The 22658-nt window shown below is 70.1% G+C and carries 19 protein-coding genes; 7 read left to right on the top strand and 12 right to left on the bottom strand.

Annotated elements, in window-relative coordinates; all coding sequences use genetic code 11:
* Positions 1 to 36 precede the first annotated feature (36 nt).
* Positions 37 to 3909: a multifunctional oxoglutarate decarboxylase/oxoglutarate dehydrogenase thiamine pyrophosphate-binding subunit/dihydrolipoyllysine-residue succinyltransferase subunit gene (locus ACF1AJ_RS08330; protein ID WP_391506904.1), complete on the bottom strand. Its 3873-nt coding sequence runs from the start codon at positions 3907 to 3909 to the stop codon at positions 37 to 39.
* Between the two features lie 135 nt (positions 3910 to 4044).
* Between ACF1AJ_RS08330 and ACF1AJ_RS08325 the strand changes: the two genes are divergently transcribed.
* On the top strand, positions 4045 to 5484 hold the full coding sequence (locus tag ACF1AJ_RS08325; protein ID WP_391506903.1) for a GuaB1 family IMP dehydrogenase-related protein: 1440 nt from the start codon (positions 4045 to 4047) through the stop codon (positions 5482 to 5484).
* An 83-nt stretch (positions 5485 to 5567) separates the two neighbouring features.
* Here the strand turns inward: ACF1AJ_RS08325 and ACF1AJ_RS08320 are convergent, their stop codons facing one another.
* The 4 genes from ACF1AJ_RS08320 to ACF1AJ_RS08305 all read right to left on the bottom strand — a co-directional run bounded on the left by ACF1AJ_RS08320 (position 5568) and on the right by ACF1AJ_RS08305 (position 10043).
* Positions 5568 to 7001: a DHA2 family efflux MFS transporter permease subunit gene (locus ACF1AJ_RS08320; protein ID WP_391506902.1), complete on the bottom strand. Its 1434-nt coding sequence runs from the start codon at positions 6999 to 7001 to the stop codon at positions 5568 to 5570.
* A gap of 77 nt (positions 7002 to 7078) precedes the next feature.
* Positions 7079 to 7630, bottom strand: a complete 552-nt coding sequence (locus tag ACF1AJ_RS08315) for a TetR/AcrR family transcriptional regulator (RefSeq protein WP_391506901.1) — start codon at positions 7628 to 7630, stop codon at positions 7079 to 7081.
* A gap of 60 nt (positions 7631 to 7690) precedes the next feature.
* Positions 7691 to 8728, bottom strand: a complete 1038-nt coding sequence (locus ACF1AJ_RS08310) for a hemolysin family protein (protein ID WP_391506900.1) — start codon at positions 8726 to 8728, stop codon at positions 7691 to 7693.
* Positions 8721 to 10043 (bottom strand): hemolysin family protein, encoded by a 1323-nt coding sequence (locus tag ACF1AJ_RS08305; protein WP_391507455.1) that lies wholly within the window; start codon positions 10041 to 10043, stop codon positions 8721 to 8723. The genes ACF1AJ_RS08310 and ACF1AJ_RS08305 overlap by 8 nt, the downstream gene beginning before the upstream one ends.
* 229 nt (positions 10044 to 10272) lie before the next feature.
* Here ACF1AJ_RS08305 and ACF1AJ_RS08300 point away from each other — a divergent pair, with 229 nt between their 5' ends.
* Positions 10273 to 10650, top strand: coding sequence for a VOC family protein (locus ACF1AJ_RS08300; RefSeq protein ID WP_309857342.1), 378 nt, complete (start codon positions 10273 to 10275; stop codon positions 10648 to 10650).
* A gap of 51 nt (positions 10651 to 10701) precedes the next feature.
* Here ACF1AJ_RS08300 and ACF1AJ_RS08295 read toward each other — a convergent pair whose 3' ends face one another.
* Complete coding sequence (locus tag ACF1AJ_RS08295) at positions 10702 to 11781, bottom strand: NADH:flavin oxidoreductase/NADH oxidase (protein ID WP_391506899.1); 1080 nt, start codon at positions 11779 to 11781, stop codon at positions 10702 to 10704.
* Between the two features lie 8 nt (positions 11782 to 11789).
* On the bottom strand, positions 11790 to 12407 hold the full coding sequence (locus ACF1AJ_RS08290) for an HAD family hydrolase (protein ID WP_391506898.1): 618 nt from the start codon (positions 12405 to 12407) through the stop codon (positions 11790 to 11792).
* An 86-nt stretch (positions 12408 to 12493) separates the two neighbouring features.
* Between ACF1AJ_RS08290 and ACF1AJ_RS08285 the strand changes: the two genes are divergently transcribed.
* The 5 genes from ACF1AJ_RS08285 (at position 12494) to ACF1AJ_RS08265 (ending at position 16755) form a co-directional block, all read left to right on the top strand.
* Entirely contained in the window at positions 12494 to 13351 is an 858-nt protein-coding gene (locus ACF1AJ_RS08285) for an ADP/ATP-dependent (S)-NAD(P)H-hydrate dehydratase (RefSeq protein WP_309857351.1), read from the top strand.
* Positions 13352 to 13408: 57 nt separating this feature from the next.
* Positions 13409 to 14749, top strand: a complete 1341-nt coding sequence (locus ACF1AJ_RS08280; RefSeq protein WP_391506897.1) for a hypothetical protein — start codon at positions 13409 to 13411, stop codon at positions 14747 to 14749.
* Between the two features lie 15 nt (positions 14750 to 14764).
* A complete protein-coding gene (locus ACF1AJ_RS08275) occupies positions 14765 to 15073 on the top strand; it encodes an MTH1187 family thiamine-binding protein (protein ID WP_391506896.1) in 309 nt (102 codons plus the stop codon).
* A gap of 1 nt (position 15074) precedes the next feature.
* Positions 15075 to 15308, top strand: coding sequence for a hypothetical protein (locus ACF1AJ_RS08270; RefSeq protein WP_391506895.1), 234 nt, complete (start codon positions 15075 to 15077; stop codon positions 15306 to 15308).
* Between the two features lie 151 nt (positions 15309 to 15459).
* The gene (locus ACF1AJ_RS08265; protein WP_391506894.1) at positions 15460 to 16755 is read left to right on the top strand and encodes an MFS transporter; all 1296 of its coding nucleotides are present in this window, start codon (positions 15460 to 15462) and stop codon (positions 16753 to 16755) included.
* 14 nt (positions 16756 to 16769) lie between these two features.
* On the opposite strand, the gene ACF1AJ_RS08260 is transcribed toward ACF1AJ_RS08265, so the two are convergent.
* The 5 genes from ACF1AJ_RS08260 to ACF1AJ_RS08240 form a co-directional block, all read right to left on the bottom strand.
* Entirely contained in the window at positions 16770 to 17423 is a 654-nt protein-coding gene (locus tag ACF1AJ_RS08260) for a response regulator transcription factor (protein WP_121259696.1), read from the bottom strand.
* A 32-nt stretch (positions 17424 to 17455) separates the two neighbouring features.
* Positions 17456 to 18673: a hypothetical protein gene (locus ACF1AJ_RS08255; protein WP_391506893.1), complete on the bottom strand. Its 1218-nt coding sequence runs from the start codon at positions 18671 to 18673 to the stop codon at positions 17456 to 17458.
* Positions 18670 to 19836, bottom strand: coding sequence for a sensor histidine kinase (locus tag ACF1AJ_RS08250; RefSeq protein WP_391506892.1), 1167 nt, complete (start codon positions 19834 to 19836; stop codon positions 18670 to 18672). Before ACF1AJ_RS08250 ends, ACF1AJ_RS08255 begins: the two co-directional genes overlap by 4 nt.
* A 16-nt stretch (positions 19837 to 19852) precedes the next feature.
* Complete coding sequence (locus tag ACF1AJ_RS08245) at positions 19853 to 21058, bottom strand: homoserine O-acetyltransferase (RefSeq protein WP_309857373.1); 1206 nt, start codon at positions 21056 to 21058, stop codon at positions 19853 to 19855.
* A gap of 156 nt (positions 21059 to 21214) precedes the next feature.
* Positions 21215 to 22537 (bottom strand): bifunctional o-acetylhomoserine/o-acetylserine sulfhydrylase, encoded by a 1323-nt coding sequence (locus tag ACF1AJ_RS08240; RefSeq protein WP_391506891.1) that lies wholly within the window; start codon positions 22535 to 22537, stop codon positions 21215 to 21217.
* Positions 22538 to 22658: the final 121 nt, after the last annotated feature.

Raw genomic sequence — 22658 nt, 5'->3', positions numbered from 1 at the left:
CTTCTCGGACCGGGGCTCCCGCGACGCGTGTGCGGACTACAGCGTGAGCGCGCGCTGGATCAGCACCTGCTGCTCCTGTGCGTGACGCTTCGCCGATCCCGCGGCGGGCGACGCCGACGGCGGACGCGAGACCACACCGAGCGGGCGCGGCCCGAGCTTCGACGTCTCGAGGATCATGAACGGCCAGGCGCCCTGGTTCTCGGGCTCGTCCTGCACCCACACCAGTTCGGCGTTCGGGTACGAGTCGACGACCGCCTTCAGCTCGGCGGCGGGGAGCGGGTAGAACTGCTCCACGCGCACCAGCGCGATCTCCGGGTTGGGGTTCTTCTCGAGCTCGTTGAGGAGGTCGTAGTAGAGCTTCCCGGCCATCAGCAGGACCCGCTTCACGGAGCCCTTGTCGCTGATGCGGGCATCGTCGATCACCGGCTCGAAACGGCCATTGGTGAAGTCCTCGACGTTGCTCGCCGCACCGCGCAGCCGCAGCATGGCCTTCGGGGTGAAGACGACGAGCGGACGCCGCGGGCGGGCGTAGGCCTGGCGGCGCAGCAGGTGGAAGTACGACGCCGGAGTCGACGGACGCGCGACGGTCATGTTGTTCTCGGCGCACATCTGGAGGTAGCGCTCGATGCGGGCGCTGGAGTGGTCCGGTCCCTGACCCTCGTAGCCGTGGGGGAGGAGCAGCACCAGCGACGAGCGCTGGCCCCACTTCTGCTCGGCGGACGAGATGAACTCGTCGATGATCGTCTGGGCGCCGTTGGCGAAGTCGCCGAACTGTGCTTCCCAGAGCACGAGGGCGTCCGCGCGCTCGACCGAGTAGCCGTACTCGAAGCCCATCGCGGCGTACTCGCTGAGGAGCGAGTCGTAGATCCAGAACTTCGCCTGGTTGTCGCTGAGGTTCGCGAGCGGCAGCCACTCCTGGCCGTTGACCCGGTCGTGCAGCACCGCGTGGCGCTGCACGAAGGTGCCGCGGCGCGCATCCTGACCGGCCAGGCGCACCGGGGTGCCCTCCACCAGCAGCGAGCCCAGGGCCAGCAACTCGCCGAAGCCCCAGTCGATGCCGCCGTTGCGGCTCATCTCGCTGCGCTTGTTCAGCAGCTGCTGCAGCTTCGGGTGGACGGTGAATCCGGCGGGCGGGTTGTTGAACGCGTCGCCGATCATGCGGATGACCTGCTCGCTGACCGCCGTCGTCTCCGGCTCGCCGACGTTGTCGTTGGCGTCCGACTGTGCCGGCTTCTCCAGGTCGGCGGACTCGTCGCCGTTCAGCACCGGCGTGGAGTTCGTCTGAGCCGCGTGCGTCTCCATGAACGCGCGCTCGAGGCGGTCCTGGAAGTCGCGGTGAGCCTGCTCGTACTCCTCCTCGGTGATGTCGCCGCGGCCGACGAGCGCCTCGGTGTAGAGGCGGCGGACGGAGCGCTTCGCCTCGATGAGGCTGTACATCAGCGGCTGGGTCATCGAGGGGTCGTCGCCCTCGTTGTGGCCACGGCGGCGGTAGCAGACGAGGTCGATGACGACATCGCGCTTGAACTCCTGCCGGTAGGCGAACGCGAGCTCCGCGACGCGGACGACGGCCTCGGGGTCGTCGCCGTTCACGTGGAAGATGGGCGCCTGGATGGTCTTGGCCACATCCGTCGAGTACACCGAGCTGCGGGCCTCGCCGGGAGGGGTCGTGAAGCCGACCTGGTTGTTGATGTTGACGTGGATGGTGCCGCCGGTGCGGTACGCCCGCAGTTGCGACATCTGCATGGTCTCGACCACGACACCCTGACCGGCCATCGCCGCATCGCCGTGGATGAGGATCGGCAGCGTGAGGAACGTGCCCGCCGGGCGGCGGTCCTGCTTGGCGCGGACGATGCCCTCCAGGACGCCGTCGACGGCCTCCAGGTGCGAGGGGTTCGCGGCCAGGTAGACCGGGATCTCCTCGCCGCCCGCGCCCTTGAAGGTGCCCTCGGTGCCCAGGTGGTACTTGACGTCGCCGGAGCCCTGGACGGTCCGCGGGTCTTGCGTCCCCTCGAACTCGCGGAAGATCTGACCGTAGGTCTTGCCCGCGATGTTGGTGAGGACGTTGAGGCGGCCGCGGTGCGCCATCCCGATGGCGACCTCGTCCATCCCGGCCTCCGCAGCGCCCTGCAGGATCGAGTCGAGCAGCGCGATCGTGGACTCGCCGCCCTCGAGGCTGAAGCGCTTCTGGCCGACGTACTTGGTCTGCAGGAAGGTCTCGAACGCCTCGGCCTCGTTGAGCTTGCCGAGGATGCGCAGCTGCTCGTCGTGGGTCGGCTTCTCGTACGGCCGCTCCAGCTTGTCCTGGAACCACTTGCGCTGAGCCGGGTCCTGGATGTGCATGTACTCGATGCCGACGGTGCGGCAGTAGGAGTCGCGCAGCACGCCGAGGATGTCGCGCAGCTTCATCTTGCGCTTGTCGCCGCCGAACTGGCCCGTGACGAACTCGCGGTCGAGGTCCCAGAACGTGAGGCCGTGGCTCTCGATCTCGAGGTCGGGGTGCGACCGCTGCTTGTACTCGAGCGGGTCGATGTCGGCCATCAGGTGGCCGCGCACGCGGAACGAGTTGATCAGCTCCTGGACGCGGGCCGTCTTGTCGACGGCGCTGGCCAGGTCGACGCTGATGTCCGGGTTCCAGTGGATCGGCATGTAGGGGATGCGCAGCTCGGCGAAGATGTCCTCGTAGAAGTTGCGCTTCCCGATCAGCATCTCGTGCACGATCTTGAGGAACTCGCCAGAGCCGGCGCCCTGGATGACGCGGTGGTCGTAGGTGCTGGTCAGCGTGATCGTCTTGCCGATCGCGAGGCCGGCGAGTGTTTTCTCGCTGGAGCCCTGGAACTCGGCCGGGTACTCGAGGGCGCCGGCGCCGATGATGCAGCCCTGGCCCTTCATGAGACGCGGGACGGAGTGGACGGTGCCGATACCGCCCGGGTTGGTGAGCGAGAGCGTGGTGCCTGCGAAGTCGCCGGCGGCGAGCTTGTTGTTGCGGGCCTTGCTGACGAGCTCCTCGTACGCGGCGAGGTACTCGCCGAAGCGCATGGTGTCGGCGCGCTTGATGCTCGGGACGAGCAGGGCGCGCGTGCCGTCGGGCTTCGGGATGTCGATCGCGATGCCGAGATTGATGTGGGCCGGGGCCACCACGGAGGGCTTCCCGTCGACCTCGTCGTAGTAGACGTTCTGGCTCGGGAACTCCTTGAGCGCCTGGATGAGCGCCCAGCCGATGAGGTGGGTGAAGGAGACCTTGCCGCCGCGGGCACGCTTCAGGTGGTTGTTGATGACGATGCGGTTGTCGATCATCAGCTTCGCCGGGATGGTGCGGACGCTGGTCGCGGTCGGGACCGTGAGCGACGCATCCATGTTGGTGGCGAGCGTCTTGGACATGCCGCGCAGCGGGGTGACCTTGTCCTCCTCGGCGGCCTCGACGGTCGCGTTCGGAGCGGTCACCGGGGCGTCGGCGGGAACGGGCTGCGGCTTGGGGGCCACCGACGTCGTGCGGGCGACGGGCTGCTGTCCGATCACCGGGATGGGCGTGGTGACGGGCTTCGGCTCGTTGGGGTGCGGCGCCGGGGCGCCGCCCGCCGGGGGAGCCGGTGTCGACGGCTCGGACGGGCCGGGTGCTGTCGGCTCCGAGGGGGTCGGGACGGTGGGCTCTGCAGGGCTCGGGGCCGTCGGCTCCGAGGGGGCCGGGATGGTGGGCTCCGACGGAGTCTCCGTCGGGGTCTCACCGGGCGACGGGATCGATTCGTCCTTCACCGCCGGGTGGTAGTTCTCGAGGATGGGCCACCACGACCTGTCGACCGAGTTCTTGTCGTGCACGAACTGCTCGTACAGCTCGTCCACCAGCCATTCGTTGGCTCCGAATTCGCCTGCGGCGCCGTCTTCGGTCCCTACTCCGGTCAATTGGCTCGACACAGCCGATCGCCCACTCTCTCCATCGATTCGTCGTGACCGGGCGGCCTGTCACCGCCCGCTTCCATCCGATCCTCAAGCCTAATCCCATCGGTACTCCGGTGCGGGCGCTCAGCCGAGCGGGATAGCGTTATTCCCATGCAGTTCTATGGAACATCGCCGCGCCACGATCTCACCTACTCGGATGTGTTCCTCGTGCCGTCGCGGTCGAACGTCACGAGCCGTCTCGACGTGTCCCTCGCCCCCAACGACGGCACCGGTGCGACCATCCCGATCGTGTCCGCGAACATGAACTCGGTCACCGGGAAGCGGCTCGCCGCGACCCTCGCGCGCCGCGGCGGTCTCGGCGTCCTCCCGCAGGACATGCACCTGCAGGACCTCGACGAGGCGATCCGCTGGGTGAAGGCCCAGCCGGTGATGTTCGACACCCCGTACGAGGCGCACCCGGATGAGAGCGTCGCCGACGTGCTCCGCCGCATCCCGGCCGTCGAGGGGCACGGCATCGTCGTCACCGGCGAGGACGGCGCGTACCTCGGCTGCCTCGCGGCCGTCCAGCTCGGGTCGGCGCTCGCCGACGCGCGGGTCGGCGACCTGCTGCACGGCGCCCTGACCTCGCTCGAAGCGGAGGACCTCTCCGACGGGCGCGCGGCGTTCCAGGTGATGGATGCGGCCGGCATCGACTTCGCTCCGGTCCTCGACCACGGCCGCGTCGTCGGAACGCTGTCGAAGCGCAGCGCCCTCCGCTCGACGATCTACACGCCGGCGCTGGATGCGCACGGCCGTCTCCGCGTCGCTGCGGCGGTCGGCATCAACGGCGACGTCGCGGGCAAGGCGAAGGCGCTCGCTGCCGCGGGCGTCGACGTGCTCGTCATCGACACGGCGCACGGCGACCAGGACGGCATGATCCGCGCCATCCGCATCGTCAAGGAGCTGAACCTCGGGCTGCCGACCGTCGCGGGCAACGTCGTCACGGAGCAGGCCGTACGCGACCTGGTCGCGGCGGGCGCGGACATCCTCAAAGTCGGCGTCGGCCCAGGAGCCATGTGCACGACGCGCATGATGACCGCCGTCGGCCGCCCGCAGTTCTCCGCGGTGCTCGAGACCAGCGCCGCCGCGCGGGAGCTCGGTGCGCACGTCTGGGCGGACGGCGGCGTGCGCTACCCGCGCGACGTCGCGCTCGCGCTCGCCGCGGGCGGTGCATCCGTCATGATCGGCTCCTGGTTCGCCGGGACGATCGAGGCGCCCGGCATGCTCGACAGGGATGCGAACGGCGGCCTCTACAAGGAGAGCTGGGGCATGGCGTCCACGAAGGCGGTGAAGGGCCGGTTCGAGCGGCTCGACGCCTACGAGCTCGCCCGCAAGGAGCTCTTCGCCGAGGGCATCTCGAGCTCGCGCATCTACCTGGACCCGCTGCGGCCGTCCGTCGAGGACCTGCTGGACATGATCACGACCGGCGTGCGCAGCTCGTTCACGTACGCAGGCGCACGCACCCTCGCGCAGTTCCACGAGCGCGCGCTGGTCGGCATCCAGTCCGCCGCAGGCTACGAGGAGGGCAAGGCGCTCCCCGTCAGCTGGTAGCCCCCCCGTCGAGTACGCACAAACTGCACGCGGATCATGCGATCCGCGTGCAGTTTGTGCGTAGTCGACGGAGGGACGGAGGGTCAGTTGGAGCGGGAGCGGACCAGTGCCGTGATCGCCGCGCCGATGACCGCGAGTACGGCGACGCCGAGGAACAGCAGGAGGAATCCGCCGGCGGCGGCGTCGGCCCCGCTGCTTCCCGCGTCCAGCAGTGCGGAGGTGCGGGCGGAGGCGATGCCGCCGAGGACGGCGAGGCCGAGCGCGCCGCCGATCTGCTGCGCGGTGTTGACCAGACCGCTGGCGAGGCCGGACTCCGACTCCGGCACACCACGGACGGCGAGCTGGGTGACAGTGACGAAGGAAGCGCCCAGACCGAGACCGATCACGATGCTCGGCAGGATGAACCCGGCGACGAATCCGGCGCTCCCGGCGAGGGCGAACCACACGACCCCGGCGGCGAGCACGACGAGCGCACCGGCGAGCGTCGTGCGCAGGCCCGCCCGGGCGACGACGGCCGGGATCACACCGGCGATCGCGACGAGTGCGATGGCGAGGGGCAACTGGCTGAGTCCGGCCGACAGCGCATCCAGGTGGAGCACCTCCTGCAGGTAGACCGAGAGCGCGAAGAACAGCGCGACCGTAGCGCCGCCGACCAGCAGCATCACGATGTCGCCGGCGAGGGCGTCGCGATTGCGGAAGAAGGAGAACGGCAGCAGGGGGTGGGCGGTGCGGCGTTCGATCAGTACGAACGCAGTGAGAAGGACCACCGCGGCGGCAGCGGGCCCCAGGACGATCGGGGTCGTCCAGCCGAGCTCGCCGCCCTCGCTGAGGGCGGTGACGGCCGCCGCGAGTCCGAGGGTCGCGGTCGCGGCTCCCGCCGCATCCATCCGCTCGGCATCGCCGGCCGGGTCGCGGCCGATGAGGAACGGGATGACCGCGAGCACGAGGATGCCGACGGGCACGTTCACGAAGAAGACGGCGGACCAGCCGAAGGCGGCGGTGAGCACACCGCCGAGCAGGACGCCGGCCGCGCTGCCCATCCCGGCCACCGCACCCCACAGGCCCAGGGCCTTCCCGCGCGCCTCGGCGTCGGGGAAGAGCTGCGTGAGGAGAGCGAGGGATGCGGGCGCCAGCAGGGCGGCGAACGCGCCCTGAACGGCTCGTGCCCCCAGGAGCATGGTGCCGTTCACCGCGAGACCGGCCGCGAGCGACGCCAGTGCGAAGCCGGCGACGCCGATGAGGAAGACCCGGCGGTGGCCGAACCGGTCGGCGAGCCGTCCGCCGAGCAGGAGGAGACCGCCGAAGGGCAGGACGTAGGCGGTCACCACCCAGGCGAGCGCTGCGGTGTCGAGACCGAGGGCGGTGCCGACGGTCGGCAGTGCGATGTTGACGATGGATGCGTCCAGCACCACCAGGAACTGTGCGAGGGCGAGCACGCTGAGCGCCCACCAGCGGTGCGTGCTGCGGGGAGTGGTCGCGGCGGCAGGTGCCGCTGCGGTGGCGAGAGATGTTTCCATGGGACTGTCCTTTCGTTGTGAGTGATCGATCAATCACTCTCGGGAGCCAGGGTGATGGCGATGGGGCGGGAGGGGGATCAGGGGTGCTGGATGCCGTTCGTGAGCGTTCGTGCCCATTCCTCGGGCACGTCCTCGAGGCCGGCCGTGACCACCAGGTGGCACAGCTGCCCGTAAGCGATGAAGCGCTGGACGGCGTCCGGCTCTGCGCCCGATCGGATCGTGGCGAAGCGGGTGATCCGGGCGAGTCCGCGCCGGAGGGCCTCCCGGATCTCCGGTACGTCCGAGGCGGACTGGGCGTGCACCTGCAGCATCAGGAGCGAGCGGTCTCCGATGAGTTCCGCGTACGCGTCGCCCATCCGGTCGAGGATCACCGTCGGCGTCTCGCCGTCGGCGCTGCGCGCGCCGGATTCCAGCGCCTGCTCGATCCGCTCGAAGCAGCGCTCCAGCGCGGCCACGAACAGACCCTCCTTGCTCGGGAAGAGCTTGAAGACGTAGGCCGGGGAGATGTCCGCGTCCTTGGCGACCGCCGCGATGGGGGTGCCGAGGTAGCCGCCGACGGCGAAGACGGCGATGGCGCTGTCGAGCACCGCCTCGCGGCGGTCATCTGCGGTGGAGAGTGTTCGTGCCATGTGAGTGACTGTACACTCACTCTTGCAGAGAGGTCAAGATGTTTGTGGGGGAGAGCCGGCTCAGGTGCGCCGGGTCGCGTCCTGGACCTCGCCGACGAGCTCCTCGATGATGTCCTCCAGGAACAGCACTCCGGCCGTCGCGCCCTCCGCGTCGACGACCCGGGCCAGGTGGCTGCCGGACCGGCGCATGGTGGCCAGGGCGTCCTCCAGGTCGCTGCCGGCGAAGACGGTCACCAGGCGACGGATGCGCTTGGCCGGCACGGGGAGCTCGAAGCCGGTCTCCTCCAAGTCGAGCACGTCCTTGAGGTGCAGGTAGCCGGTCGGCTCGCCGTCGGCGTCCGGCACGACGTAGCGCGAGAAGCCGTGCTTGGCGACGGCCTTCTCCACGTCGGCGGGAGTCGGGGCGGACGGAAGGGTCACGAGTGCGTCGAGCGCGACAGCCACATCCCGAACCTTCTTCTCGGTGAACTCGAATGCCGCCGTCAGGGCGCCGGTGCGGTCCGTCAGCACGCCCTCACGGGTCGACTGCGACACGATCGTCGCGACCTCGTCGAGGGTGAAGGTGCTGGCCGCCTCGTCCTTCGGCTCCACCCGGAACAGGCGCAGCACCGCGTTCGCCGTCGCGTTCAGGGCGACGATGATCGGGCGGACGGCACGGCCGATGCCGACGAGCGGCGGAGCCAGCAGCAGCGCGGCCTTGTCGGGCATCGAGAACGAGATGTTCTTCGGTACCATCTCGCCGAAGACGACGTGCAGGAACGACACGACGACCAGCGCGACGATGAAGGCGATCGTGCCGATGACCTCCTCGGACCAGCCGGTCGCGTGCAGCGGCACCTCCATCAGGTGGTGGATCGCCGGCTCCGAGACGTTCAGGATCAGCAGCGAGCACACCGTGATGCCCAGCTGCGTCGTGGCGAGCATCAGCGTCGCGTGCTCCATGGCGTACAGAGCGGTCTTGGCGCTGCGCTTCCCGCGCTCCGCCAGGGGCTCGATCTGCGAGCGGCGTGCCGAGATGACGGCGAACTCGGCGCCGACGAAGAAGGCGTTGACCGCGAGCAGCACGACCAGCCAGGCGATTCCGGCCCAGTCACTCATGAGCGGCCCCCTCTCCGTTGATGCCTTCTGTGACGGGCACCGGATCGGGCGTGTAGCGGATGCGGTCCACCCGGCGGCCGTCCAGGCGCTCGACGCGCAGGGTGCCGCCGTCGATCACGACCTCGTCGCCGACCTTCGGCAGCCGGCCGAGCTCGTTCATGACGAAGCCGGCGACGGTCTCGTACGGACCCTCCTCGGGGACGGTGACGCCGGCGCGCTCCTCCAGTTCGTCGGGGCGCAGGATGCCGGGGAAGGTGATCGAGTCGCGCCCGCGGATGACGCCGGCGCGCGTGCGGTCGTGCTCGTCCGCCACCTCGCCGACGATCTCCTCGACGAGGTCTTCGAGCGTCGCGATGCCCGAGGTGCCGCCGTACTCGTCGACGACGACCGCGAGCTGGTAGCCGCGGGCGCGCAACTCGCCGAGCAGGGTGTCGAGGCCCATCGTCTCCGGAACACGCAACGGGTCGGTCATCAGGGCGGAAGCGGGCACACGCGAGCGCCGCTGCCGGGGGACGGCGACGGCCTGCTTGACGTGGACGACGCCGAGCACGTCGTCGATGTCGTCGCCGATCACCGGGAACCGCGAGTAACCGGTCGTCCTGGCCAGCTCACTGACGGCCTGGGCCGGGTCGGTGCGCTGCACCGCTTCGATACGCGGCCGGGGTGTCATCACATCCGAGGCGGTGCGGCTGGAGAAGGCGAGCGTGCGGCTGAGCAGGGTCGCGGTGTCCTCCTCCAGGACTCCGGCGCTCGCCGACCGGCGCACCAGCGACGACAGCTCGTCGGCGGTGCGCGCACCGGACAGCTCCTCCTTCGGCTCGATGCCGAGCAGACGAAGGATTCCGTTCGCCGTGCCGTTCAACAGAGCGACGAACGGCCGGAACACCGTCGTGAACACCGTCTGGAACGGGATCACCAGCTTGGCCGTCGCGAGCGGGAGAGCGAGGGCGAAGTTTTTGGGGACGAGTTCGCCGAGGATCATCGATAGCAGGGTCGCTAGGGCGATCGCCACGACCGACGCGATCGGCGTGACGGCACCCTCCGGCAGCCCGGTCGCCGTGAGCGGTCCGCGCAGCAGCGAGCTGATGGCCGGCTCCATCGTGTAACCGGTGAGCAGCGTGGTCAGGGTGATGCCGAGCTGCGCGCTCGACAGGTGCGTCGAGGTGATCTTCAGCGCAGCGATGGTCATGCTGAGGCGCGACTCGCCCCGCTCACGACGTGCCTCGAGGTCGCCACGATCGAGGTTCACGAGGGCGAACTCGCTGGCGACGAAGAGCCCGGTGCCGACCGTCAGCAGCAGGCCGACGGCGAGCATGATCCACTCATAGAGCACGGTGGTCACCTCGCTCGGATCCCAGCGGGCTCGAGACGGGCAACGGGCTGGCAGAGGGAGGGTCGTCCATTTGCCCGCCAGTATATCGAGGCGCAGAGCGCTGGAGCCGGGGTTTCCGGGGCGGATTCCCAGGCGGCGTAGACCCGCGATTCCAGTGGCCCCGATCGTCGCTCACGCGCGTATGGTGCCGCCTGGATGAAGGAGGATCCCCATGTTGGAGTCGTATGTGACGTACTCCGTCCTTCCTGCTTCCGACCTGCAGCGGGCCACCGAGTGGTACCGCGACAAGCTGGAGCTCGAACCGGAGCGGACGACCGAGGGCGGTGTGCTGTACGGCACCGGATCCGCGGCGAAGATCTATGTGTATGAGACCGGGAACGCCGGTACAGCACAGAACACGGCGATGTGCTGGCTGACGCCGGACATCGAGGCGACGATGGCCCACCTGAGAGAGCGGGGAGTCACGTTCGCGGACTATGACTTCCCCGGTCTGCACACCGAGAACGGGATCGCGACGGACGAGATGGGCCGGTCGGCGTGGTTCCAGGACAGCGAGGGCAACTACCTCTGCCTCACTCAACCGGCCTGACCGCAGGCCGGACGATCGGCCCGACGACCGGCCCGACGCCGGGCGCGCAGCTCAGCGCCAGCGCGCGCGGAGGTACTGCGGCGGCCAGTAGCCGATCTCGACGCCGAGCTCGTGCGCGGCCCGCAGGGGGAAGTGCGGGTCGCGCAGGAGCTCGCGCGCCAGCATGACCGCGTCCGCCTGGCCGCTCTCGACGATCTCGGCCGCCTGCTGCGGCGTGGTGATGAGGCCGACCGCGCTCACATCCACCTCGGACGTGCTGCGCACGTGATGCGCGAAGGGCACCTGGTAGCCGGGACCGAGCGGGATGCGGATGCCGGCCTGGATGCCGCCGCTGGAGATGTCGAAGAAGTCGGCTCCCGCCTCTTCGGCCCACGCGGCCACGGTCGCGGTCTGGTCCTCGTCCCAGCCGCCCTCGGTCCAGTCGCTCGCGGAGAAGCGGACGAAGAGGGGCGCGTCGGGCGCCTCCTCGCGGACGGCCGCGATGATGCGCAGCAGCAGCCGGGCCCGGTTCTCCAGCGATCCGCCGTACTCGTCGGTCCGCCGGTTCGAGATCGGGGAGAGGAACTGGTGCAGCAGGTAGCCGTGGGCCGCGTGCAGTTCGATCACCCGGAAGCCCGCCTCGATCGACCGACGCGCGGCGGAGCGGAAGTCGTCCACGATCGCGTCGAGACCGGCCGCATCCAGCTCGATGGGCGTGTCGAGGCCGTCGAACGCGATGGGCGACGGGGCGACCGTCCGCCAGCCGCCCTCCGCTTCGGGGACGGAGCCGGTGCGTCCGTCGAATCCCCAGGCCGGCCACGACGACGCCTTCCGGCCTGCGTGCCCGAGCTGGATGCCGGGAACGGCCCCCTGGCTCTCGATGAACGCGGTGATCGGCTTCCAGGCGTCCCGCTGCTCGTCCGTCCAGATGCCGGTGTCGCGCGGACTGATCCGCCCCTCCGGGCTGACCGCTGTCGCCTCGCTGAACACGATCCCGCTGCCGCCGGTCGCGAACGATCCGAGGTGGATCAGGTGCCACGTTCCGGGGACGCCCGACTGGTCGAGCACCGAGTACTGGCACATAGGCGAGGTCCAGATGCGGTTGCGGGCGGTGACGCCGCGCAGGGTCAGGGGATCGAAGAGAGAGGGCATACCCCTATCTAAGACCCGAGGCCTTCCAGATATGCCCGGAGCCCGCTCGGCGAGACGAAGACGTGCCCGGCGATGCCGAGCGCTTCGGCACCACGGACATTCGCCTCCTTGTTGTCGATGAACACCGTCTGCTCCGGAGTCACACCGAGCTCGGACAGCACGTGCTCGAAGATCTCCGGGCTGGGCTTGATCGTGCCCAGCTCGCCGCTGACGAACACCTTCTCGAACAGGTCGCCGAGGGTCCCGTGACGAAAGTAGGAGCCGAAGTCGCGTCCCGCGTTCGAGAGCAGCGCCATCCGCGTGCCGCCCTCCTTGAGGTCGAGGAGGACCTGGAGGGTGTCGTGGTCGATCGTCAGCCAGCTCCGGAAGTCGGCGAGCCACAGCCGGTGGATCTTCGCGTCGCCCCAGGTCTCGCCGAGCTCTCGCTCGATGCCGCGCCAGTACGACTGGATGCTCAGCGTGCCCTGGTCGAGCGCATCCCGATGACGCCAGTAGGCCGGCCAGAACACGTGCGGGTCGCCGCCCGCGAGTTCGGTCAGGGCGGCGCGGTCCTCGTCGGACGGGGTCACCGAGATGACCTCGCCGTAGTCGAACACGATCACCTTTCCGGGGATGCTGATCGCCATGCTCACAACCTATCGTGAGGTCGGTAGGGGTTCGATGGGCCTGGGCCGCGGTGTGCGGACGACAGGGGCGACGACGGGAGGCGCCGGTGACCGACTGGCAGAGCTGGGACGAGCGGGATGCCGCGGCATGGATCGCCGTGCCGCAGGAGTCGAGCGACAAGTATTCGCGCGGAGTCCTCGGGGTGGTGACCGGATCCGACCGTTACCCCGGCGCCGCCGTGCTCGGGGTGGAGGGTGCGTCGCGGACCGGCGTCGGGATGATCCGCTACCTCGGCGCCGATCGCCCGGCCGAGCAGGTGATGCGCCGGCGGCCGGAAGTCGTGACGGCTCCCGGCCGCGTGCAGGGCTGGCTGATCGGATCCGGCATGGATGCGGCCAGCCGCCCGGCCGACGACGCCCAGCGCCTGCGCTCTGCCCTGCGAGACGGGACGCCGCTCGTGATCGACGCAGGAGCCCTCGACCTCGTCGGTCGCGCCTCCGCGCCGGTCGTCGTCACGCCGCACTTCCGCGAGCTGGCGACGGTGCTCGCCGCAGGTGCCGACGACGACTCCGACGCGGTGACCGCCGACGACATCGCGGCCGACCCGGCCGGCTGGGCCGTCCGTGCCGCCGAGAGTCTGGGCGTGACCGTCCTGCTCAAGGGCCACACGACGTACGTCGCGGCGCCCGGCGGACCGCGCTACGCCGTCACCGCCGGTCCTGCGTGGCTGGCGACGGCCGGGAGCGGCGACGTGCTGGGCGGGGTGCTGGGCGCCCTCGTGGCGACGCATGCCCGCGAGATCGACGAGGACGGCCACGCGGCGCTCGCCGCGCTCGCCGCCACCGCCGCCTGGGTGCACGGTCGGGCGGGGGAGCGGGCGTCCGACGGCGGGCCGATCGTCGCCCTCGACATCGTCGGCGAGCTCCCGGGGGTGGTGCGCGAGCTGGTGCGCGCGGCGGGCTGAGAGACCGCGCAGCCCGGTTCAGGAAGGCGCCCATCGCATCCCCTAGGATGTGGCGCTATGGGGATGGATGCGGTGCCGCTGAGCGCCGCGCCGACCCCTCGGGCACAGCCCGGACTGCTGCAGCGGGTGGCCTTCAGCCCGCTGTCGCTGTGGATCGCGTTCCTCGCCGTCCACCTGATCATCAGCGGTCTCGCGCTCGACCAGGGCAAGGGCCTCGGCGACGTCTTCCTCGTCTACAAGCCGTGGGCGCAGCTCGCCGCGCAGGGCACGCAGATCGTCGGCGTCGACTCCGACTGGGTGTATCCCTTCGGCGCGATCGTGCCGATCATGCTGCCGCTGCTGTTCGGCGCGGACGGCTACGTCTGGGCCTGGCTCAACATGGTGCTGCTGCTGAACGCCGCCGCGTTCGCGGTGCTGATCGTCGGCCGTGAGCCGCGCCGGCTGATCGCGGCCTGGTGGTGGCTGGCCTTCCTGCTGCTACTGGGGCCGATCGCGGTCGGCCGTCTGGACTCGGTCTCGGCGTCGCTGGCGATCGTCGGGCTGCTCTGGCTGACGCTGCACGAGCGCGCCGCGGTCGTGGTGCTGACGGCGGCGACGTGGATCAAGGTCTGGCCGGCCGCCATCCTGCTCGCGGCCGTCGTCGCTCTGCGCTCCCGCTGGCACATCGTGCTCGTCGCCGTGACCACCTCACTCGTGATCGCGGCGGTGCCGCTGATCTTCGGCGCAGGGTGGCACATCCTGAGCTTCATCACCATGCAGACCGATCGTGGCCTGCAGATCGAGGCGCCGGTGAGCACGTTCTGGATGTGGCAGGCCGCGTTCCACGTGCCGGGTGCGGAGGTCTATTACGACCGGCAGCTGCTCACGTTCCAGGTCAGCGGCCAGGGAACAGCGGCGGCCGGCGCGCTGATGAACCCGCTCTTCGCGGTGACCGCGATCGTCGTGCTGCTGATCGGCGTCCGGGCGTACCGGCGGGGCACCCCGTACACGCGGATCCTCCCGGAGCTCTCGCTCGCGTTGGTGACCGCATTCATCGCATTCAACAAGGTCGGCTCGCCGCAGTACGTCGTGTGGCTGGCCGCGCCGGTCGTCATCGGGTTGGTCTATCAGGGCCGGGGTTTCCGCATCCCGGCGCTGCTGGTGCTGGTGACCGCGGGTCTCACCCAGGTCTTCTACCCATTCCTGTACGACTGGCTGCTCGTGCCGGAACCGGCCATGGTCGCCGTGCTCACCGTGCGCAACGTCATGTACTTCGTGATACTGGGGTGGACCGTTGCGGCGCTCTGGCGCCGGCGTCACCGCCGGGAGGCGGCCGGCGACCTGGTCCCGGCCCACGCGTGGCCGTTCCGGTCGGCGCCGGGTGTCCACCCGGAGCCGGTCGGTGGAAGCGCACGCTGAGAGAAGGAGAAAGACATGCTTGTGGCATTCTCGGTCGCGCCGAGCGGCGGTGAAGGGGCGGATGCCTCGGTGCACGACGCGGTCGCCGCGGCGGTGCGCGTGGTGCGCGAGTCGGGCCTCCCGAACCGTACGGACGCGATGTTCACGACGATCGAGGGAGAGTGGGACGAGGTCTTCGACGTCGTCCGCCGCGCCACCGAGGCCGTCGGGCAGTACGGGTCGCGGGTCTCCCTCGTGCTGAAGGCGGACATCCGCCCGGGGTACTCCGGCGAGCTCGACGGCAAGGTCCAGCGGCTCGAGGCCGCGCTGGAGCGGGGCGACTGACGTGGATGTCGACACCCTCCTGCTCCTGCTCTTCGGCCTCTTCGTGCAGTTCGGCCCCTTCCTGATCATCGTCGCGGTGCTGGTGGGCGGCGTCCTGCTCGGCTGTGTCGTCGTCGCCATCGTCGGCGCCGTGCGGACCGGGATGTCGAAGCCCGACGAGACCCGCGATGTCGACGTCACCCAGTTCTTCGAGGAGCAGACCGCCGCGGCCGCCGCCGGCGACCGCCGCGCCTAGCCCCTCCTCCGCCGCCTCCTCCGCTTCCTCCTCTCCCGCGGTCGCGAGATTCGTGCCGAATGTGCGCTTTGCGCCGCGCATTCCGCACTTTCGTGCCGAATGTGCGAGGGCGGCCGCCGCGGGTCGAAACGATTCGATATAGGCTGGTGCGGTGACCCCGCTTATCGACGGGCCGACGAAGCTGTCGTCGGCCCGTATCCGTCTTGCGCTGCTGGCGCTCGCCCTCGGTGGATTCGGCATCGGATCGACCGAATTCGTCGCGATGGGCCTGCTGCCCAACATCGCGCACGACCTGCTGCCGCAGCTGTACGCCGCCTCGCCGACCGACGCCAACGCGCAGGCCGGCTGGATCATCTCGGCGTACGCGCTCGGCGTGGTCGTCGGCGCCCCGACGATCGCGGCGGTCGCGGCTCGTTGGCCGCGCAAGAAGCTGCTGCTCTGGCTCCTCGTGGCGTTCACCGTCGGCACGCTCGCCTCGGCGGTCGCCCCGACCTTCCAGCTCGTGATGCTCGCGCGCTTCGTCTCCGCGCTGCCGCACGGCGCGTACTTCGGCATCGCCTCCCTCGTCGCGGCCTCGCTGATGGGGCCGGGCAAGCGCGGGCGCGGGGTCGCCTTCGTGCTGTCGGGCCTGACGATCGCCAACGTGATCGGCGTTCCGACCATCACCTGGATCGGCCAGCACAGCGGCTGGCGTATCGCCTACCTGGTCGTCGCCGCGATCTTCGCGCTGACGTTCGTCGCGGTCGCGCTGCTGGTTCCGTGGCAGGCGGGCGACGCGAAGGCGACCATGAAGAACGAGCTGCGGGCGTTCACCCGGCTGCAGGTGTGGCTAGCGCTGCTCATCGGCGCCGTCGGCTTCGGCGGCTTTTTCGCCGTGTACACGTACATCGCGCCCATCGTGACGACGATCACCGGGATGCCCGAGTCGACCGTTCCGCTGGTCCTCGTGCTCGCGGGCCTCGGAATGACGGTCGGCAACATCCTCGGCGGGCGTGCGGCGGACCACAGTGTCCCGCGCAGCATGCTGCTGTTCTTCGCGATCCTGCTGGTCGGCCTCGCGGCCCTCTGGCTGACCGCGTCCACCATCCCCGGCCTGCTGATCTCGGTGTTCGTCGTGTCCGGAGCGTGCTCGGCGCTCTCGCCGACCATCCAGACCCGGCTGATGGATGTGGCGCGCGACAGCCAGTCGATCGCCGCGGCCCTCAACCACTCGGCGCTCAACATCGCGAACGCCGCCGGCGCGTTCTTCGGCGGCCTGACGATCGCCGCCGGCCTCGGTTACCTCTCGCCGGTCGTCGTCGGCGGACTGCTCGCGCTCGGCGGCATCGCCCTGGCCCTGATCTCCTTCGGCATCGACCGATCGCGCATCCGCCGCGGCGTCGCCACCGGATCGGTCGCGGCTCAGCGACCTGCGGAGCGGACCCCGGTCTCCGCGCCCGTCGACTGACGGACGCGGACCCGTCAGTCGTTCTGCAGCAGGATGCCGTCCTGGATGGCGCGCTTGCGCAGGGCCACCTTCGTGCCGACGTCATAGCCGGCGACGCGGTACTTCTCGCGGATGCGCTTGAGGTAGCTCTTGGCGGTCTCGTCCGAGATGCCCAGCTGGAAAGCGACGGCCTTGACCGGCTCGCCGGCGCCGTACAGCGCCATGACCCGGCGCTCCTGCGCGCTCAACTTGGGAGCGCCGCCGACCTCGCCGGCGTTGAGCGCCAGGTCGAGCTCGGCCGAGATGAACGACTCGCCCTTGCGGGCGGCGCGGATCGCCTCGACGATCATCTCCGCATCCTCGCTCTTCACCAGGTAGCCCATCGCTCCGGCGGCCAGCGCCTCGCGGACCACTGCGGGCTCCGAGTAGGTGCTCATCAGCACCGTGGCGACGCCGGTCGTCTTGAGCGTCGACAGCTTCAGTGAGATCGGGATGTTGTCCTTCAGATCGAGGTCCAGGAGGACGACGTCCACCGGGAACTCGGGATGCGTCAGCAGCTCCGGCCAGCTCGCGACGGCCGCGACCATCCGGATGTCGTCCGCAGCGCTGCGGATCCACTCGGTCAGTGCTCCCAGCAGCATCTTGTGGTCGTCGACGATCGCGATCCGGATCGGGGGTTCCTCGCCCATGGGGTGCCTCTCTCTGTATCGAACCAGCTGGATCAGGCCAGCTCGGCTGATGTGTCGCTCACCGTGGTGATCTCGATGCGCAGGGTCGAACCCGAGAACGACTCGACGTAGCGGCCCACTTTACGGATAGCTTGCCATGCCGCGGGGTCTACCCCGTTTCGCGGCACACCGCTGGTGGCGATCACGATAGCCATTGTGGCCCCCGGATTCGCCGTCCGCGGGTAGGTGCCCACCGGCCGCGTCAGATCGAGGGTCAGCGTGCGGGGCTGTCCGGCGCCGCTGCGGACCGGGTCGCTGATGAGCAGCCAGACCGCGGTGAGCAGTCCGTCGCGCTGGTCGCGGTTGAGGCCGGCGGCGAGACCGTCCGGGTCGGTCAGCGTCACCGACGGCCCGAGCAGGGCGGATTCGGTCACGGCGTGGTACAGCCACGTCTCCCGGCGGCCCTGGATGAGATGGAGGCGCAGCTCCGTCGCGATCGAGGCCGCGGCGTCGGCGGTGTCCTCGTCGAGCGGCAGCGCTGTGCGGCCCGTGGCCACGCCGTCCAGCAGCCGTTCGGCGGCGAGGTCGAGACGGGCGAGTTCCTCCGAGGCCAGCATCCCGATGGCGTAGCCGGGGGAGACCACGGTGCTCTGCACCTGGACGAGGTCGAGCTCCAACTGGACGAGTGTACGGAGCGACCGCACGATCTGAACACCGACGAGCGGAGGGGCCACGGCGATGGCGACCGTGACGAGACCGGGGCCGAGCAGCTGCAGGTTCGGTAGCGACCGCCAGATCTCGACGACGGCGAGCACGACGCCCAGCACCGCCGTGGCGAGGACGATGTCGCGCGCCGGGCGCACCGGGACGCAGAGCAGCAGCGCCGGGCCGACCGCGGCGGCCGCCGTCAGCGGCACGATGGCGCCGTCGATCGGCCACGTGCCGGCGATGTCGAGCGCGACGGCGGCCGCCCAGACTCCCAGAGCACCGAGGAAGAGCCACGACGGCAACTCGTCGGGGAGCCGGAAACGCAGCACGAGAGCGGCCACGAGGGTCACCGCGACGAGCACCCACGCCGAAACGGTCAGCCCCAGCAGCGGGTACTCGGCGATGTTCAGCCCGAACAGCGTGAGCAGGAAGGCGACGAAGGCGACCGTGGCCACGTTGAAGCCGAGGTCGAGCCGCGCGCGGCTCAGCGCATCCCGCTCGTCCCCGGCGGCGCCGCGCGCCAACGGGCTGCGCGGGAGGGTCCGCTCGTCGACCCGGGTCACTTGGGCACCTCCAGCACGACGGTCGTCCCGCTTCCGGGCGACGAGAACAGGCGGGCGTTGCCGCCCACATCGCGCAGGCGTGCCACGATCGACTCGGTGAAGCCCAGCCTCCCGGTGTCGATGGAGGCGACATCGAAGCCCTTGCCGGCGTCCGTCACCATGGCGCGAACATTCGTCTCGTCGTCCGTGATCGTCACGTGCGCCTCGAGAACGCCCGAATGCCTGCGCACGTTCTCCAGGCATTCGCCGAGGGCGAGGAGGAACGCGTCGAGCACGTCGCTGGGGAGCAGCACCTGACCCGCGCCGTGCCAGTTCACCTCGAGCCCCATGCGGCGGAAGCGCTGCTTCACCGACTCGAGCGTGTTACCCAGCGTGGACTCCTCGACCGGCTTGAGCTTGTAGTCGCCGGAGCGGGCCGGGTCGGGAGTGAAGCCGAGCCGCAGCTGCCGGAGGAGCGCTGCATCCTCGGCGGCCTGCTCGCGGAGCGCCCCGTGACTGACGCCGACCCCGGAGTGGGCGAGCAGCGTGAGGGTCGCCAGCACCGTGTCGTGGAGCAGCCGCGCGCTCTGGCGGCGGCGGGCCTCCGTCTCGCTCGCCTGGCGCTCCACCCGGTAGGCGCGGCTCATCGTCGAGATGCGCTTCAGCGTGCGGGGAACCGTGCGGGACAGCCAGACGCCGGTGGCGGTCAGGGCGATCCAGCCGGTCATCGTGAAGACGAGGGCCTCGACCATGCGGGAGTGGGTCATCCCGAGCGTGACGCCCTGCGCGGTCACCGTCGCCGCGGCGGCGGCCACCAGCAGCACGAGCCTGCTGCGCGAACTCACGCCGACGACGCACACGCACGCGACCGACGCGGCGCCGATCACACTGACGGCGCTGATCGCGGACGGCCCGAGGGCGGTTCCCGGCAGCAGGTGGATGAGGATGAGCGCGACGCCCGCGACCACGATGACCCACATCCAGAGGGTCAGTCGCAGTAAGCCCGCCAGCTGCCACTGCGCGTAGCCGAGGCACACGATGAGCACGAGCGACGCCAGGTACAGGGGGAGCGGGAGCGAGCCCGGGATGCTCAGGCAGAAGAGCGCCGTGACCGTGGCCGTCAGCCCGACGGTGCGGGCCGTCGCAGCGAGGAGTCGATCACGCTCCTTCTGGATGCGCGACATGCCCCTCCGTCCTCCGTCACACGTCGAGCAGCCGCCTCAGCTGGGCGCTGACGGCGTCGTCCTCGATCAGGAACCCGTCGTGGCCGAAGTCCGACCGGATCACCACTGGAACTCTACCGTCCAGCGTGGCCGGAACATGGTAGGCGATCTGCTCCTGTCCCTCGACGGGGAACAGGCGGTCGCTGTCGATGCCGACGACGAGGGTGCGCGCCGTCACCCGTGACAGTGCTGCGGCGAGACCTCCACGGCCGCGCCCGACATCGTGGGAGTTCATCGCCTCCACCAGCGTGATGTAGCTGTTCGCGTCGAAGCGGCGCGTGAACTTGTTGCCGTGGAAGTCGAGGTACGACTCGACGGCGAACCGTCCGCCGCCGCCGAGCGGGCTGATCTCGCTCTGCCACGCCCGCTGGAAGCGCTCGTTCAGCTCGGACGGGCTGCGGTAGTTCAGCAGGGCCATCCGCCGGGCGAGCGCGAGGCCGCGGTGCGGGCCGTCGCCGTCCTCCGCGTCGTAGTACTGGCCGCCGCGGAACAGCGGGTCGGTGCGGACCGCCTCGATCTGGACCGAGTTGAGGGCGATCTGGTCGGCGGTCGAATAGGGGGGAGCGGCGATCACCGCGAGCCGCTCGACCCGCTCGGGGAACATGACCGCCCACTCCAGCGCCTGCATCCCGCCCATCGAGCCGCCGATCACGGCAGCCCAGCGGTCGAGCCCGATGGCGTCGGCGAGAGCGGCCTGCGCGGCGACCTGGTCGCGGATGGTCGTGAACGGGAAGCGGGCGCCCCACTCCGCGCCGTCGGGCGCAAGAGAGGCGGGACCCGTCGTGCCCTGGCATCCGCCCAGCATGTTCGGCGCGACGACGAACCAGCGGTCGGTGTCGATCGCCTTGCCGGGACCGATGATGCCCTGCCACCAGCCGGGCGTCCTGTGGCCGCGGCCGGCAGGTCCGACCGCGTGCGAGTCACCCGTCAGCGCGTGCAGCACCAGGACGGCGTTGTCACGCTCCGGCGACAACGTGCCCCACGTCTCGTAGGCGACCCGGACGAACGGGAGGGTCTCGCCGCTCTCGAAGGAGAACGCGCCGATCCCGGCGAACTGCCGGTCGCCGACCGGATCGGACTCCTTCCAGGCGCCGCTCGCCGGCGGCTTCCCGAGCAGCGTCCTCGCCTGCGCCTCCGTGATGAAACTCGACGGCGCCGTGTCGGCGGATGTCTGCCACTCCATATCGCTCATTCTCCCGGACGCCGCGCCCCGCCCTCGCTCTGTTACGCCGCGCACCCCCGCACACCGTCGAGTACACGAAAACTGCACGCGAAACCGGAGCTTCGCGTGCAGTTTTCGTGTACTCGACGGCGGGGCGCGGAGCGGAGGGGCGGAGGGTTACGCGCGGGCGGCCTCGGCGACGGAGCGCGCAGCGGCGAGGCCCGCGGAGAGGTCCGCCTTCAGGTCGTCGATGTTCTCGAGGCCCACCGAGAGGCGGACGAGGCCCGGCGTGACGCCGGCGGTCAGCTGCTGCTCGGGCGTGAGCTGCGAGTGCGTGGTCGACGCCGGGTGGATGACGAGGCTGCGGACGTCGCCGATGTTCGCCAGGTGGCTGAACAGCGAGAGGTTGTCGACGAGGGCCGCGCCCGCATCCACACCGCCCTTCAGCTCGAACGAGAGCACCGCGCCGACGCCCTTCGGGGCGTACTTGTTGGCGGTCGCGTACCACGGGCTGGTCGGCAGACCCGAGTAGTTGACCGACGCGACGTCGGGGTGCGCCTCGAGGAACTCGGCGATCTCCTGCGCGTTCTGCGTGTGACGCTCGACGCGGAGCGACAGGGTCTCGATGCCCTGGATGAGCTGCCAGGCGCTCGCCGGGGCGATGGCCGAGCCGAGGTCGCGGAGCAGCTGCACACGCGCCTTGATGATGTAGGCGAGGGCGTCTCCGACCGCTGCGGTGTAGCTCGCGCCGTGGTACGACGGGTCCGGCTCGGTGAGGCCCGGGAACTTCTCGACGTTCTTCGACCACTCGAACGAGCCGCCGTCGACGATGATGCCGCCGATGACCGTGCCGTGGCCGCCGAGGAACTTGGTGGCCGAGTGGACGACGATGTCGGCGCCGTGCTCGAACGGACGGATGAGGTACGGCGTCGCGATCGTGTTGTCGACGATGAGCGGGACGCCCGCCTCGTGCGCCACCTCGGCGACGAGGGCGATGTCGAGGATGTTGATCTTCGGGTTGCCGATGGTCTCCGCGAAGAACAGCTTGGTGTTCGGGCGGACCGCGCGGCGCCACTCGTCGGCGTCGTCCTGGTTCTCGACGAAGGTGGTCTCGATGCCGAGCTTCGCGAGCGTGTACTTGAACAGGTTGTACGTGCCGCCGTAGATCGAGCTGGAGGAGACGATGTGGTCGCCGGCCTGCGCGATGTTCAGCACGGCGAAGGTCTCGGCCGCCTGACCGGAGGCGACGAGGAGGGCGCCGGTGCCCCCTTCGAGCGCGGCGACGCGCTCCTCGACGACCGCCTGGGTCGGGTTCTGGATGCGCGTGTAGATGTTGCCGAACTCGGCGAGGGCGAACAGGTTCTTCGCGTGCTCCGCGTTGTTGAACACGTACGACGTGGTCTGGTAGATCGGGGTCGCGCGGGCGTTGGTCACCGGGTCGGGAGCAGCGCCGGAGTGGATCTGCTTGGTTTCGAACTGCCAGTCAGCGGCGTCGGTCATGGCGTCTCTCCTTCGGGTCTGTGAGCGCATGATGCGCGGGTCTGCGAGCGGTCGGCCACCGCCGTTGTCAGCAGGCTAGACGCGCCGCCGCACGCGGGCAACGTATCCGAAACACGCCGTA

Origin of the sequence: Leifsonia sp. NPDC014704, assembly GCF_043083605.1 — a bacterium.
In the GTDB taxonomy this organism is placed as follows: Bacteria; Actinomycetota; Actinomycetes; order Actinomycetales; family Microbacteriaceae; genus Leifsonia.
This window is presented reverse-complemented; position numbering and strand designations above follow the sequence as displayed.